The organism is Halioglobus maricola, from assembly GCF_009388985.1.
GTDB classification, from domain to species: domain Bacteria; phylum Pseudomonadota; class Gammaproteobacteria; order Pseudomonadales; family Halieaceae; genus Halioglobus; species Halioglobus maricola.
In genome coordinates this window covers 545201-560237 of record NZ_CP036422.1, presented here as the reverse complement: position 1 = coordinate 560237, position 15037 = coordinate 545201, and the positions used below count along the sequence as shown (strand labels likewise).

At 59.5% G+C, this 15037-nt stretch carries 13 protein-coding genes; 2 read left to right on the top strand and 11 right to left on the bottom strand.

All coding sequences use genetic code 11. The features are described from left to right. Positions 1–35: 35 nt before the first annotated feature. From EY643_RS02435 to EY643_RS02425, 3 genes are read right to left on the bottom strand one after another with little or no spacing between them, the layout of a single operon-like run. Positions 36–1697 carry an asparagine synthetase B family protein gene (locus tag EY643_RS02435; RefSeq protein ID WP_152660712.1) on the bottom strand — a complete coding sequence of 554 codons (1662 nt, stop codon included), beginning with the start codon at positions 1695–1697 and terminating at the stop codon, positions 36–38. Next, on the bottom strand, positions 1694–3400 hold the full coding sequence (locus EY643_RS02430) for an asparagine synthase-related protein (RefSeq protein ID WP_152660711.1): 1707 nt from the start codon (positions 3398–3400) through the stop codon (positions 1694–1696). Before EY643_RS02430 ends, EY643_RS02435 begins: the two co-directional genes overlap by 4 nt. Continuing rightward, the gene (locus tag EY643_RS02425; protein WP_152660710.1) at positions 3397–4374 is read right to left on the bottom strand and encodes a phosphoenolpyruvate carboxykinase (ATP); all 978 of its coding nucleotides are present in this window, start codon (positions 4372–4374) and stop codon (positions 3397–3399) included. Before EY643_RS02425 ends, EY643_RS02430 begins: the two co-directional genes overlap by 4 nt. A 53-nt stretch (positions 4375–4427) precedes the next feature. Here EY643_RS02425 and EY643_RS02420 point away from each other — a divergent pair, with 53 nt between their 5' ends. Together EY643_RS02420 and EY643_RS02415 are read left to right on the top strand one after the other, a co-directional pair. Then, entirely contained in the window at positions 4428–6080 is a 1653-nt protein-coding gene (locus EY643_RS02420) for an ABC transporter ATP-binding protein (protein WP_152660709.1), read from the top strand. Beyond that, on the top strand, positions 6077–7231 hold the full coding sequence (locus EY643_RS02415) for a 50S ribosomal protein L11 methyltransferase (RefSeq protein WP_170287252.1): 1155 nt from the start codon (positions 6077–6079) through the stop codon (positions 7229–7231). Before EY643_RS02420 ends, EY643_RS02415 begins: the two co-directional genes overlap by 4 nt. 2 nt (positions 7232–7233) lie before the next feature. On the opposite strand, the gene EY643_RS02410 is transcribed toward EY643_RS02415, so the two are convergent. The 8 genes from EY643_RS02410 to EY643_RS02375 all read right to left on the bottom strand — a co-directional run bounded on the left by EY643_RS02410 (position 7234) and on the right by EY643_RS02375 (position 15024). Beyond that, positions 7234–7401 (bottom strand): lasso RiPP family leader peptide-containing protein, encoded by a 168-nt coding sequence (locus EY643_RS02410; RefSeq protein WP_152660707.1) that lies wholly within the window; start codon positions 7399–7401, stop codon positions 7234–7236. After that, the gene (locus EY643_RS02405; protein ID WP_152660706.1) at positions 7394–9316 is read right to left on the bottom strand and encodes an asparagine synthase-related protein; all 1923 of its coding nucleotides are present in this window, start codon (positions 9314–9316) and stop codon (positions 7394–7396) included. Before EY643_RS02405 ends, EY643_RS02410 begins: the two co-directional genes overlap by 8 nt. 16 nt (positions 9317–9332) lie before the next feature. After that, a complete protein-coding gene (locus EY643_RS02400) occupies positions 9333–9788 on the bottom strand; it encodes a lasso peptide biosynthesis B2 protein (RefSeq protein WP_152660705.1) in 456 nt (151 codons plus the stop codon). Positions 9789–10191: 403 nt separating this feature from the next. Continuing rightward, on the bottom strand, positions 10192–11214 hold the full coding sequence (locus EY643_RS02395; RefSeq protein ID WP_152660704.1) for a radical SAM/SPASM domain-containing protein: 1023 nt from the start codon (positions 11212–11214) through the stop codon (positions 10192–10194). Then, positions 11214–11480 carry a PqqD family protein gene (locus EY643_RS02390; RefSeq protein WP_152660703.1) on the bottom strand — a complete coding sequence of 89 codons (267 nt, stop codon included), beginning with the start codon at positions 11478–11480 and terminating at the stop codon, positions 11214–11216. The genes EY643_RS02395 and EY643_RS02390 overlap by 1 nt, the downstream gene beginning before the upstream one ends. Further along, positions 11473–12324: a hypothetical protein gene (locus tag EY643_RS02385; protein ID WP_170287251.1), complete on the bottom strand. Its 852-nt coding sequence runs from the start codon at positions 12322–12324 to the stop codon at positions 11473–11475. Before EY643_RS02385 ends, EY643_RS02390 begins: the two co-directional genes overlap by 8 nt. A 68-nt stretch (positions 12325–12392) precedes the next feature. Then, the gene (locus EY643_RS02380) at positions 12393–12587 is read right to left on the bottom strand and encodes a hypothetical protein (protein ID WP_152660701.1); all 195 of its coding nucleotides are present in this window, start codon (positions 12585–12587) and stop codon (positions 12393–12395) included. Positions 12588–12600: 13 nt separating this feature from the next. Beyond that, the gene (locus EY643_RS02375) at positions 12601–15024 is read right to left on the bottom strand and encodes a C25 family cysteine peptidase (RefSeq protein WP_152660700.1); all 2424 of its coding nucleotides are present in this window, start codon (positions 15022–15024) and stop codon (positions 12601–12603) included. Positions 15025–15037: the final 13 nt, after the last annotated feature.

The window sequence follows — 15037 nt, the reverse complement described above, 5'->3', positions numbered from 1 at the left end:
GTGCGTTCGTACTACCTTGCGAAAATTGTACTGCCTTATTCTCTGATATAACAGGTGTACCAAATCTCTACGGCAAACACCAACCAAAGGCATCGCAGTAAGCGAAGAATGCCTGCTTGTGGCGCGCCTCTGTCCATCTTTTGCAGTGCTTCGGTTACAGCCCGTTGATCGGCCCAACCCAATTCTGCAATCCGAAGATTATTGAGCGTGTCTCGAACCACAGGCTGATTAAGCGCACTCTGAATAGCGGCACTAAAGTCCCCTTTGGCCGGGCTACGGGCGACATTTTCGGGCAACAGGCCGCTGCCTCGAAGCAGCAGTTTATTGCAGGGCCCCCTGCGCAGCTGTCCCGGCGGTGTACGCAGCGCAAACTCCACCAGGCGCCGGTCGGACAGGGGAAAGCGCAGCTCGTAACCGCGGTTAGCCCCATGCATATGCGCCATTTCGAAACGCTCGGCAAGGGAGGCCGGATGCAACTGATAAGCCCGGGTACTGCGCGCTAATGAGCGACTTTGGCCGCAAGCGCCAATTTCTTTGTAGCGTTCTTCCAGCCCCGTCCGGCGCATGAGTGCATGGCCGAGAAAGGGTGAATAGCCAGGCCGCGCGCGCTTCTCGAATTGGTGCCTGCGCATTGCGCCAGGCAGCAGCGGCCAGCCCAACGAGCCTGCGAGCAGTTTCACTCCATCGAGCCAGGAATCAGACGCCTGGTAACGGAGCTCATTCACGGCCTGCGCGGGCCGCGACCACAGTGTCGCGAATAGATAGTCATCTCCAGAAAACCAGTCATCGCCCCCTTCACCAGTGAGCAACACCTGCGTTTTATGCTCCCGCAATGGGTCGAGATAGAGATCGTGGGTAGTGAATATGGGGTGGTCCGGAAGGCTGTGATTACGTTTAGCATTAGCTGCCCAGTCAAGTTCGGGGGCTTGCGTAAACCGCTTGAGGGTCGCGTCAAAGGGGTAGTGATTGAGCATACTCTGAATACGCGGCGCTTCGGGCTCGGTCCACGCACTGTCAATCAGCAACGAGTAGGTTTTCAGTTTGGTTCCGGGGCGGTGCTGGTCAAGCCATTGCTGCGCCGCTGCAGCGACCACAGTGGAGTCGAGGCCACCACTGAGATTGGCACCGATGTGCTCTACTCCCGAGATGCGGGCAGCAACCGCTTGCTGCAACAGGTCGTTGAACTCATCCTGACTTTGCTCGGGCGTAGCACGCGACCAGGGCTCATAGAGCGGGAGTTCCCAGTAGATGTGAAACTGGTGGCTATCCGGGGTGACCACGAGCAGTTGCCCGGGTGGCAGGCGCTGGATGTCGCGGTACAGGGTTTCTGTCAGGGTGGTCGTTGTATTGTCCAGGGTTTCAGCCACCACGGCTTCGTTGATCGCCCTGGTCACGTCTGGATGGGCCAATAGTTCGCCCTCACTCTGGGCGCAGAGTAACCGCTGCGAACCAAGGTGATAGTAAAAGGGCTGTACACCCAACTGGTCGCGCACGGCGATCACGCGCTGCCGGGCGCTGTCGTGAATCACGATCGCAAAGTCCCCCAGCAAATGCTTCGGGAATTCCAAGCCGAAGCGCTGGTAGGCCTGAAGTACATCCACCCCGTTGTCGATTCGGCCCTGCATGTAGACTTGCGGCGCCTCATCAGTGTCCGTCGAAGGTGCCTGTCTGGGAAACTCCAGCAGTGCACTGTTCACTGGCGCAACCACTGGATTAGAGCAAGGGCGCGCCACCGCAACTCAGGGTCATTGCTGGCGTTCAGGCGAGGAACATCAATCGCCCATGCCACGTCATCCAGCGAACCATCAAGGTACGGCGCCATGCTTTTGTAGCGTGCCTCGGTAATGGCCCACCCCACGTGCGCGTTATCGACCTGGGTGAGTGATTCAGACGGTAGTTTGCCCTGCATGGCCTGGCGCACAAGGTACTTGGTCCAACCGTGCTGGTTTCGCTGCTGCCAGGGCAGCCGGATCGCCCACTCCACCAGTTCCCGGTCCAACCAGGGATGGCGCGGTTCGATGCCAAAATTGCTCGCCACACGGTGGTAGCGCTCCAGCGCCACCGTCAGAAAAGGGTGGTTGATGTCGGCGCAGTTCGCCTCGGCCATCGTCGCTGACAAACCAGCAGGCCAGGTTGCCTCCAGGGCCTGCAGCCGGCCGGGCAAGTCCACTCGGCGGGCAAGATCTGGGTTAATGAGTGTGCCGCGCACGGCCGCAGTCACCGGATCAACTGCTCTACTGGCCCGCTGGTTGCGCCAGGCCAGCAATTGACGCATGCCAGGCTGCTCGCGCAGGTGCCGCTTGAGCAGATAGCTTTTTGTTTGAGCGCCGCCAGTCAGCACACTGCGTGCGCTGATTTCATGCCAGGCACAAAGCCAACGCCCGGAGCGGATCAGGTACGCAGGATAACTATCCACATTGTCCATGATCACGTCGTCCACGCCGTCGAGCATAATGCTCACGTTGGCGCCGGCGGCCGCCTGACAACACAAGGCATAAAAATTCATATGCGCGTCGAAGGGCTCGCAGGTCTTGCGCTGCAGTGGCCAATTCTCGTTCAGGGTCGGCGCCTGGGAGGGAGCCAGGTAGTGCGGTGTCACACCACCCTGGGCGACGACTCCACGCAGACGCATCGTTTCCTGGCAGTGTTGATCATCTTCGGCCACCCCCGAGAATGTGTGCAGTTTTTGCGTATGCTGGAAATGCTCAAGGTTGCGGGCCACAGCGACGATGGCACCCGAGTCCACTCCTCCGCTGAGGGCGACGCCGGTGTCACCTTCGTTCGCCAGGCGGCGCTCCACAGCCCGGGTAAAATATTCCAGCAAGGCTTCGTTGTAGGCACCCTGGTCCGGGAGCGCGAGTGGCTCGCCGGGTTCGAGTTGCCAGTAGCGCTGCTGGAGCAGCTTTCCATCGGCTGTCACTTTCAGCCAACTGCCGGGGGGCAGGCGGGCAACACTGCGATAGAAGGTACTGGTTTGGTCCAGCCGCTCAAGCCAGCCGTGAAGAAAGTCAGCCACGCGGGCTTCGTTCAGGTCCTGCTGCACCCAGGGCAAGGCGAGCAATGCGGTTTGATCAGTGGCGCAGGCAAAGGAGCGGGGGGCCGCGGTGTAGTAAAACGGTTTTACGCCAAGGTGGTCGCGAGCACAGAAGAAAATGCCCCTGGCGTTGTCCCAGATAGCAAAACTGAATTCGCCGAGCAGGTGTCTGGGGGCATCGGGGCCGCGCTCGCGATAGGCCTGCAGAATATGCATCGCAGCGGCTGTGCCGGAGAGTACCTGGCCGCCAACATCAAGGCGCGCGGTGGCGGCGATTTTAAGGCCACTCCCGGCTTCTATCTCGATTTGCGCGGGGCCGCACGTCGGCTCGATATCGGGAGCCATGTGTGCGAGCAATGCGCTCATTCCATTGGCCCCTGAGCAATCTCCGCGGCGATTTTTTCGCGCACCTCAGGAAGTAACTCATGCCGGCGTGGATAGCTCAGCGCCCTCACGGGCGCACCGCTGCGGGCCACAGATCCGGCCTGCTGCAGCAGGGCCTGCATCAAGGCAGGGTCAGTGGCGTGCAGGGCGAAGGCGCGGCGCAGCATTAACAGAAGCATTTCCTGGCCTCGCAGCGGTGCGGTGGATATCTGCTCAGCTGGCGCTTCATAGGGGTCGTTGATCAAGAAGATACCGGCCAGGGGTAACGGCGCTTCTCGCTCCAGGTGCCTGGGCGTGTGGCGGCGCTTGTTGGCGTAGTGGGCAAACTGTTCGTGCCTGGCGTCTTCCCCCAGCAGCGCGTCGAAGGACTCGGGCCACAGGCGTGCGCCGGGATAGCTGGCAGTAGCGAGCACCTGCCCATCGGCACCGGGCTGCAGGAGTACGGCATCATCCGCGAGGTAGCCGCCCGCGTCACCGTAACTTGCAGCGAGGGTAGACTTCCCCCAGGTGGATTCGCCCACAAACACCAGCGCCCTGTCCTGCCAGCGCACAGCGCTGGCATGCAATACCAGACGCCCGCGCTGGCCGAACAAGGCCGGCAGCGCCTGGTCGAGCAATAGATGACTCAAGGTGTGTTCGGGCAGGTCAGGTGCCGGGTGCACCACCACCTCTGAAAGCGATGGGCCAATCCTGAAATCGACATACTTGTCACAGCGCAAAAGGTAGTGGTCACCCACTGTGCCGACACGCAAGAAAGCAGGCGTATCTTCCAAAGTTGGCAGCGGGTACCACTCCACACTCTGTTCCGGCAGCAGTCCAGGCGCTGCCAATCGAACAGCGACCGCTTTACTCTCACTGGAAGCCTGCGGTATCTCCGCCGGTGTGCCGAGGGCGGGAAGTTCGATCTCACTGCTCAGTTCAGCATCGAAGAATCGGTAGTGGTAGGGCGCAGACATGGGCGCGATTGTAGCACCACTCCCCGGGGAATAGGCGGTGCTACAATGGCGGGATGAATCACCGCCCTGCCAACAATTTTCGCTCGCTCACTCGCTACCTTACGCCGCCCTGGCGGGTACTACTGTGGTCAGTTGTGTTACTGCTCGCGAGCAGCCTGCTGATGCTGGCCCAACCATGGCTTGCCGGCCAGCTCACCGCCATCATGCTCACTCCTGACGCCACAAATTGGAGCGCTGGCCACTTAATGATGCTGTGGCTGGTATTGCTGGTACTGCGCAATGGTCTCGGGTTTGCTACCCAGTATTACATTGGCTCTGCCGGAGAGAACATGACCGCACAACTGCGCTCGCGCCTGTTCCAGCACCTGCAGGCACTCCCGCTGAGCTACCACCAGCAGCGCCGCCGGGGCGACCTGCTGGCCATCCTTAGCAACGATGCGGAATACATCAGCGGGTTTGTCACCGACACCCTGGTACAACTACTGCCCATGCTTCTCACCCTGGGCGGCGCCTGTCTCATGATGCTGGTGCTCGACCCGCTGGTGGCAAGCCTGGCCATCATCCTGCTGCCGCCCTACTTCCTGCTAATGAAAATTGTCGGCCGGCGGCTGAGGCCAATCTCGCGCGCCTGGATAGACGCCTACTCCAACCTGTTCACCTATATCGACGAACACCTGGCGATGCTGCCGGCCATCAAGAGCTTCACCCGTGAGCCCACAGAACTGGACCGCTTCCAATCCGAAAACGCCCAACTGCTGAGGCTGAGTAAAAAACAGCTGCTGATCGAGTCGCTGCTGGGGCCGGCCGTCAGCCTGATGACAGGTCTGGGCCTGCTGCTGCTGTTATGGCTTGGCTACAGCCAGGTGAACGCGGGCGAGCTGGAAGCGGCGCAGCTGGTCAGCCTGCTGCTCTACGCTGTGCTGCTCACCACGCCGCTACGCGGATTGGCAGATGTGTACGGCCAGGTACAGCGCACCCGCGGCGCTGCCGAGCGTATCCTCGATTTCCTGGGTGAGCAGCCCGAACCCGACGACAGCGGCGCCCAGGACTTGCCAGCCGTACGCGGTGAAATCCGCTTCACCGATGTAGGCTTCCAATACCCCGGCGGCAAGCCAGTGCTGCGAGGCTTCAACTTGCATGTTGAAGCGGGGGAAACCCTGGCGCTGATCGGTGCCAACGGCGCGGGCAAGTCCACCGTCGCCCACCTGATGATGCGTATGGCAGACCCGGATTCGGGAGCCATCTCAATCGACGGAGTCGATCTTTCCACCGTCTCCCTGAAAAGCCTGCGAACGCAGATTGGCCTGGTGGCACAGCACACCCTGCTATTAAACGCGACCGTGGCCGACAACATTGGCTACGGCAGCCCGGTAGCTTCCCAACAAGCCATTGAAGCAGCGGCCATAAAGGCCAACGCCCACAACTTCATTACCGCCCTGCCCCAGGGTTACGACACCGTGATTGGCGACCAGGGCGTGCGTCTATCCGGTGGCCAGCGTCAGCGCCTGGCACTGGCGCGCACTCTGCTGACAGATCCCCCCATCCTGATCCTCGATGAAGCCACCTCCATGTACGACCCGGAAGGCGAATCAGAATTTATCCGCGAATGCACCGAGGTGTTGCAAGGCAAAACAGTGATATTGATTACCCATCGCGAAAGCACTCTGGTGCTGGCCGACCGGGTGGTGCGGCTGGAGAAGTTATGAGCTATTCCGATATCGTCGGTCATCACTCCATGGTGTTTGACAGGGTGCGCAATGCTGCCTACGCCAAGGCCATGGAGAACATCATCACCTCAGAGAGCCGGGTGATGGACCTGGGTGCGGGCCTTGGGATTCTGGGACTGATGGCTGCCAAACTGGGCGCGGCTGAGGTTCATCTGGTGGAGCCGGCGATTCCTGAAAACCTGACCGCAGAACTCGCCAGGCACAACGGCCTGGAGCAAGTGACCTGCCACGAGGCCACCGGCGAGGCTCTAAACCCGGACATTGAGGTGGATGTCATCTTGTCGGTATTCACCGGAAATTTCCTGCTCACCGAAGATCTGTTGCCATCCCTCTTTCGAGCGCGCGATAAATTCCTCGCCCCGGGCGGCAAGCTGATACCCGACAGGGCACGCATGGTGGTAGTACCAGTGAGCGCGCCTGACGAGTACAACAAACAGGTGAAACGCTGGGATGAGGCAAGCGCCTATTTTACGGAGAAGCAACTGCCGCCCGTAGACTTTGGCCCGATCGGCGCATTCGCCCGCAACACCGTCTACTACAACGCGGCCGACGCATTTGCGGCCAAGCCACTAGCAAACGAACGAATTCTCGAAGAACTTGATCTCTACACTGCGACCGAAGCCGCCTGTGATGCCAGGGTGGATGCAGTCATTACAGAGGGTGGCGTCTGTCACGGCTGGCTGGGTTGGTTCGATGCTAGAATGGGCGAGGACTGGCTATCGACAGGCCCTCAGGCCCCTGCCACTCACTGGAGCCTTGCGTTTATGCCTCTGGCCCAACCCATCGAAGTAAAGCGCGGCGACAACATCAGCCTGGAGCTGAAACGGCCGGAACTCGGAGAGTGGACATGGTCAACCCGATGTAATCTCCCGGGTGCAACGCCCTCGCAGCGCCAGAGTACCTTTCTCTCGCGGCCGTTCTCTCCCGCAGATATCCAGAAGCGATCGCAAAATTACCAACCGACACTCAACAACAGGGGCGAGGCACTGCAGTGGCTGCTGGCCAACATGACTGGCGAGTTGAACGCAGGCCAGTTGGCCAGGATGTTACAGGAGAACTTTACCGGGCAGTTCCCGAGTCTGAGGGACGCCGAAAATTTTGTGCGGAAACAGTGTGAAGACCTGAGCTGAGCCTAGGGCATCTGTCTCATGATCACCATCATTTGGCCCATTTCCACCACAGAGCCGGTGCCGCCCTGAGTCAACTCGCGCACTTTACCGAAACTGTTCAGCTCCGGCTTACGGTAACGCTTCTTCAGAACCTCTACTGCAGCGCCCTTGTCGCAATTATGACTACTCATGGCTCACATCATTCACTTTGGAGAGAAATCGGCCCATAGAATACCACCGCCACCACCTGTCGAGTAGATCAGAGTCCTGCGCGTGTGTCCCCGGGCGCAAAGCCAATGCTTCCTCTGCGATGGCCGGGTCGAGGAAGGGCCGGACGCGTTCCACTACCACCGCAACATCGGCACCGTGCTTTGCAAAGTAACGTTGCATAAGCTCAAGGTTGATCGGCCAGCCCAGTTCGATACCAATACCCCTGCGCCACGCCACCTGCGGCGGAAGATACTTCTGGGCCAGCAGGCGCAAGCCATACTTGGTCCAGCCACTGCGCATTTTTAACCGGGCTGGCAGGCGCAGGCAGAATTCCTGCACGCGGATATCCAACAGCGGATGCCGAGCCTCCACACCGAAGTAACTCGCCGCACGCTCATAGCGCTCAATAGCTGCCGTGAGATAGGCCGCTTCAAGGGTAGCCAGCTGGCGCTCATTCAGCGGCGCGTCTTCTCCACTGTTCAGGCCCGCCTGCAGGGTGTCGAACCTGGCAGCAAGGCCCACGCGCTCGGCAAAGTCGCCACTCAGCATAGCATCAGTACAGCTCGCTCGGAGATGACTGCGTTGCAATCGCCTGCGTCGATCGGCAACCAGTCGCGCTGGGAGCAGCGGCCTGAGCAGACTTCTGAGAAACATCCCGCCAGCGCTCGCAGTTCCCATGTACGCATTGCTACACAGTGCACGTGTCTCCCGCCAGGCCTCGAAAACGCGCCCCGCGGCAAGTAAGTCATCGGGATAGCTGTGAGGAAGTCCGGCAACCAGGTCGCCGTCGATCCCATCGAGGAGCACCCGCGAACCGGCCTGCGCGGCAATCAGTGCAGATACGGTAGAGGTGGACATGTACTGATCGAAGGGATCCTCCATGTTTTGGAAGAACAGCTCACTCGCAAGCCCCCACTGCTCAAGCTCCCCGAGCTCAAAAAACCTTGGCTCGCAGCCTCCCTGAGCGATCACGGCTTCGATACATTCGCTCTCAAGGCAGCCAGCAGTTTCTGCGCGAATGCCCGCGACAACCGCAATGGACAAGCTTTGCTCCTGGCCCGCGACGTTCCTGGCGAGGGCGGCTATCGTGGAAGAGTCCAAACCGCCACTCAATGTGAAGAATGGCTTCTGCGCGCTGCGCATGCGGCAGCGTACAGCCTCCGTGCAAACCTCTTCGAAAGCCTCCAGATACTCTTCATCGCTAGCCAGTTGCAGCTCCGGCTTTACTGTCAGTTGCCAATACCGACGCATTGCCATTTGGCCGCACCGCCATGTCCCACAGTGAGCCGGAGGAAGCCGCGACACTTCGTTAAAGAAACTGCATGTCTTATCCACACCCTCCAGATGCTGTACCAGAAAATCGGCAACACGAGCATCGTTCAGGCACGCGCCCACATCCGGCACCGCCGCCACCGCTAGTGCCGAAGAGCCAAACACCATGCCGCCATTAATCAATGCATAGTAAAAGGGTTTGCAACCCATATGGTCGCGGGCAAAAAACAGCAGCTGTTGCGATTCATCCCAGATGGCGAATGCAAAGTCACCTAAAAGGTGGGCGGGGCATTCCTCGCCCCAGCGGAGGTAAGCGTGGAGAATTATCTGGCTGTCTGGCAACGAGTGGTCGGGCAGCGCGAGTGTTCGCAAGAGCTCTTCCCGATTGTCCAGCCTGGCATCGGCTGTAATGGCGAGCGCGGCATCGGCAGCCCAGAATGGCAACTGCTCATTGACCGCCTCGGGGGTAGCGGCGAGCATCGCATGGCCAAACCCCACCGGTCCCCGGTGCCAGTGGCGTATGCCATCCGGCCCGCGGTGAGTCAGCTGCGCGGCCATCAGCGTCAGCTTGCCTGGGATGCCCGGAAGGTTTTCGGAAGATACGAGACCAAATATCCCGCTCATGTTTCGGCCCGGAGGGTTACCAGCGGAAGGCCCAGGTAGGGGCGTAATTCTCGTGGCCGCCCGCGCCCGAGACAACGAGGTCACCGCAGCGCAACCACGCGTGTGCAGCGAGTTTTCTATCCGGAGCGCTCCTGTCGCCGCAGAGCATGGCCCCAAAAGTAAACTGGCCGGGCAACTTGCGGCTGGCCATCAGGCGCTGGGTCGTGAGTACTTGCACCAGGCACAGACTGGGCCAGGGAGTGTGAGCGGCTGCGCGTGCGACCATGCGGCCGATTCTGGCAGCTTCATCCTGCTCAAAAGCATCAGCTTCGGGGGCGGGTTCAGTGCCGGCAACCCGCTCCAGGTGGCCGATGAGGTTCATTACCGGGCGCAGGGTGATGGCTAGTTTGTAATAGCCCAGCAGGCACCAGGCACAAATAAATAAGCGTCGATCAGTACCGGACAAGGCGAGAAATCTGCCGAGCAAATTCATGAAAACTTCCTCCCCCAGGCGGACACGGTGCTTAACGTTTCGCGGATCATCGCCGCAGCCTTGTTGTTCGATATGGCCATCGTCATCAGGCTCTATTGCGACTGAAAGACCCGGCCCAGTATCGCATCCCGAGTGACAGAAGCGTCCCGCCTGCCTGCCCGGTCACCTCTTGTAATATAGCGCCACTCGCCTCCGCGACGAAACACCAACCACAAACGATGCGCCAGGTATCGCCCTTGTCCGTTTCTGAGGACAAGCACCTGGCCCGGCCAGTAAAATCGGCTAGCCCTTACCTGCACGCGATCTCCGCGTCGGATGCGAGGGGACATGCAGTCTCCGGTAATCGTAACCGATACGAATTCCTCGGCGGCAATACTGCTCAGTGCAGAGTGAACACCCGGCGTCACGAGCAGCCACTCGCGCAATCGCCGCATCCCTTGTTGGCGTTTTCTTCAACCGCAAGACAGAACAACGGAGCGCCGTGCTGTTCGCGCCGGCCATCGGGAAATTGGCTAGCGGCCTGTACCGCCCTGCCCCGTGCTTCGAGAAACAGGGGTGAGGTCTCCCAGATGGAGCGAATATCCTGATCGTGCAGGTTGCCTGCTGATGCCTGCAAGTGCATGCAGGCCTGAACATTACCGTAGGGATCGATATCCACGCCGCTGACACCCACACTGCAGGTAGCGTCTTCCTCCGTCGCGCATTCATCGCCCTCTCCAACGCCTAAATCCACCGCGATCAGGTCCGGCGAGACGCGCTTTCGCAGCTCACGGCGCACCGTCTGCCAGGTTTGCGCCTGCGGCTGAATCTGCATGGGCTCAGTGTCACCATTGTCGCGCGGCGCTACCGGGCCCTGAAAACGAAGCTCCAGGCCCAAACTATCCGCCAGCGCAAACATCTCAGCAATCTGGTGTTCATTCCAACTGGTGGGCGTGCTCACCAAGCGGCATCGGAGCCCTGCACGCCGTGCTGCATCGAGATTGAGCAACAAGCGGTTAAAGCTGCCGGGCACGCGTGTTTGCCTATCGTGAACGTCGGCAGTGGCACCGTGGAGACTGATTTCCACTGAGACGGGGCGTACTTCATCGTACAGTCGCAGGGCCTGACGCAGGCTGAGGCTATGGCCGTTCGTCCGCACACGCGTCGCGAAACCCTGTTCCATCGCCTTGGCGCCAATCGCGAAGAAGTGGGGGTGTATCATCGGCTCGCCACCGGTGAGCATCAAGTAGAGGGTCTGCATCTCAGCAAGATCTTCCAGCAGCGCCTCGTATTGGGCCAGGCTCAGGGGAGTGCCGACCTTCTCTCTGTCGTTGTAACAAAAGAAGCAATCCAAGTTGCAGCCGTAAGTCAGCTCCAGGGAGACATCGTGCAGAATGCGTTGTTCCCGCACCCGCCGCTGCACATGTTGATGGTAATAAGAGCCCATCAGCAGTTCACCACCAGTTCCTGTGCGAGCAGTGTATCGAGATAGGTTCGGGCGTCCTGTTCCGCCTGCTCCAGACTGACTTCGTACTCAGCGGACAGCGCCTTGCCCAGTTGCGTCACAGATTGTGGTTCGTCCAACAATTGAAGAATGCGCAGCCCAAGCTCATTGACCACGGCCACCTGGCCACTGTCCAGCTGCACCATTACACCTTCGCCAGCCACCTCACGGAAGCGCACGGCTGGACTCAGGCCATACAAATCAGTCATTCAAGTAGCTCTCCAACACGTTGAAAATATCCTCGGCAGCAGCCTCTCTGGAACTGGTCATTTTCACCACGGGCACCCTGTCCACCATGTTATCCAGCACGGCCATCAGGGCTTCAGCCTGATGCGCCTGCTCATTGGCGAACGGGCTGGTGACATACAGGCGCGAAACGGCGACTGCCGGGGGCACCGACTCCAGGCTGAGTTCTTCCCCCTGCTCCAGCAACACCAGAGCCGCCAATGGGTAATGGTCACCGGATCCCAGATGATTGAGCGTACGCCCATACTCACCGGTAAACGGCACTGCATGCGCTGCAAATCCCTGTGCAGAGGGAAGTACGAGGTTAAGATCGTCGCTGAGCACCTGACAACCCATGGGTGCGGCCTTGTGACACAGCGTTGTCTTGCCCACGCCGGATCGTCCGCAAAACAGATAGGCACGGCCATTTCGCTCCAGGCCTGCACTATGTAAAACAGCGCCGCCGTTGTCCAGCGCCGCATGGACAGTGATTAGCCTGAGGCAATTATCGAGAACCGCAACATCGGGAAGCTCTGGTTCCTGCGCCACACCGATGCTGCCGGCCGCCGGTTTGGCGGAAAAATCCATGCTGGCAACAAAATTAAACCCGGTACTGTCAAGGCGAGCCCCCTGCCAGTGGTGGCGCGGCGCGTACTGCCCATCACGGGAAAAATGGGTCACGGGCTCGCTCAGTGGTTGCGGCAGGCGATACGCCTCCACCTCGACCGGAGTGCCGCTGGTAGCTGGCTGCTGCATAAAGCCTCCATACTGCTCCTGCACCGCATCACGTTGGGCCGAGCTAATGCCTTTCAGGCGCAGTGAAAGCATGGGCAGAGAAAGGACAGCCTCGCACTCACCCCAAGGGCGAGGGCCACTTTCCTGCTTATGGGAGATACTCAGGACCCTAGCGGTTTGGTAAAGGGGTCGCCAGGGTTGCCGCAACCGCCGGAAGTCGATTTCCCCCCGGCAGGCGGGTTACAGGCATTGGCAGCAGCCTCCAGGTTTTCAATACTGACCATCCGTGGCGCCGTGTATGGCCGACGTTCCTGCGATGACTTACGCGGCTCTTGATCAGACGTTTTATCACTCATCGAAATTATTTCCTCAGGGAGTACCCGCCTGGGTGTCTCCCACAATGCTGTACATTCGCTGCATATAGTCCGCTATCAGGCCATCGGTTTCAAACTTGGCGTCGCGCAATGCAACACCTACCGATGAAGGAAACATCAACAAGTTGCTGGCAAAGGACGACCCTATCAGCTGCGCGTCAGCATTCACGGACAAACCGGTAGCCGCGAGCGCGGCAATAGCGCCACCATTGCTGTTCAGCACAAGCCCGGCGGCGACCGAGCGAAAATCGGGATAGGTATCATCACCCACCGCGCAGGTGAGCGCAGAGAAAACCGGGTAGCGACTGTTCGTCAGGCTTGTAGCACCGGCGGTATCGAGAAAACCTTCGCTCACAGTTCCCGCATTCGTAATAGAGCCATGTCCGCTGTAGGAAACGTAATCCAGGTTCCAGTTGTCAGAGTCGTTCATCACAGACCCCACATCATCGTTGTCTGCATCCAGATCGTTGCCGTCACCCTGGTGTAGAACCGTCCGCACATCGGCAGCCGCAAAACCCAGGTCATACACCAGCTGCTCTTCGCGTTGGGCAACGTCCAGGTGGAAATCACCACCATCATCAGGGTTATCAGCCGCCAGCAACGCCTTCGGCAGATCTTCCGCAGCACGATTGGCCGCGGCCAATTCATGCGCTTCCAATTTCTCGACGTAGCTCACGCCCTCGGCATCATGAATAATCGGCAGCCGCCCCACTGCAAAAGGCGCATTTTCGGCGTACCCCAGCAGGCGCGTATCTGATGCCGTTGCACCGTGGGGGTTAGCGCCCAGACGGATGGGCATGAAATGATCCGGCACCGCAAGATTGAGCCGACCCAGTGCATCTACTGTGCCCTTGCCGATCAGTACTACATCGGTGGGCGCGAATTGCCAGTGAGATTGAACACGCCGCATGAACTTTGCAAGCGCTACTGGTTCAGCGCGGCCGGCACTGAAATTCTTGTAGACGTCGTCCAGCCAGGCGATTTTTACCTGGTTCTGACTCCCTCGATAATCGGCCAGCGCGTGCGCGGTTTGGGCGAACTCGCGGGGGGCAATAATCAGGTAGTCGGCGCCATTACTGCGTTTCCTGAGATTGCCGTTATACTCTGCCGCCAATCCCGGAGTAGCCGCGCTGGTTCGGGCCGCTACCAGGTAATCGACACCTGATTTTGCCTCGAAGCTAACGGCGAAATTCCCCGGCCCCAACTCTTCCACCGAATAGTCACGACGCAAAATCGCAGTCGCCTCAGGCTTTTCGATGATGATCACATCTTCAGTAGAGAACCCGCTTACTCGCTGCACGCCACCGTCTACGTCCCGCAACCAGAGTTGATCATTGTCAGCCTCGGGCAACCGCGTATAGCTCACGGTGATATCGTCGATCAGGGTGATGGGGTAGGTGCCATCGGCCGCGTGAATGGTGATATCCAGAGTATTGTTGCCATCGGCAGCCAGAATTGATGTATCAAACTCGGCCACCAACTCCGCACCGGCCACCCCATCGAAGCTGATCTGGCCGATCTCATAACCCGTGTTCAGTGTGGCAGTGATCACATGGTCATCGCCATCCACTACATCTGTGTAGCCGCGCAGGCCGATACGAATCTCCGCAGGACCGCTGAACGCAGGGCTGGGGACATCAAGATTGAACGTCTGAGAGGGCTTGTATCCACCCGACACATAGTCCCAGAACCAGAAATCGGCATCGGGCTCATCGGGGATAACCCGAAGCAGGAAATTAGTGCCCGGCTCTTCTTCGAACTTCACAGTCGCGTAGATAGGCGAATCGTCGCCGACGCCAGGACCCTCGCCCTCAAAGACTGCCATCGGCCGGGCCTTTTGGGCAGAATTGGTCTGCTTGATGTTATAGGCATTGCTGTCCGCCCAAAACGTTTCATACCCACGCCCGGCAAACAGTACCTCACCGGCGTCAGCGTCGTGATGCCAGGACACTGCCTTGTTAGCCCTCTGCGAGGTCTCTTTGTTGCCCACCGTAATCCTGACCAGCCCCTTCTCCAGGCTGCCCTGAACCTCGGAAACCGGCACTCCCAGGGTAGCCGCCAGATTGTCTTCACTCACACGAAACAGAGCATCACTGTCGGTATAGGCCCATGCACCTACTGCAGGCATGGCATCCAGGGTATTCACAGATACTGGCGCCAACGTTTTGGACTGAGTCCCTGGCGCAATCGCCAACCTTGCCTCACCCCTGGACACAGCTTCGGCACGGGCGGTTCCCTGCAGCGCTGGCTCAGGCAAAGTACGGGGCTGACGCTTGCGCGCCACATAGCCGCTGGACATCGCCCGCCAATCGCTCCAGTTTTCACCCTGCGGCGACGACTGGGCGGAAGTTGCAACAAGCGATGTCGCTCCCAAACTGGCGACTAACAATGTTGTCAGAGTGGTTCGTGACTTGTTCATTGGCTTACCTCTA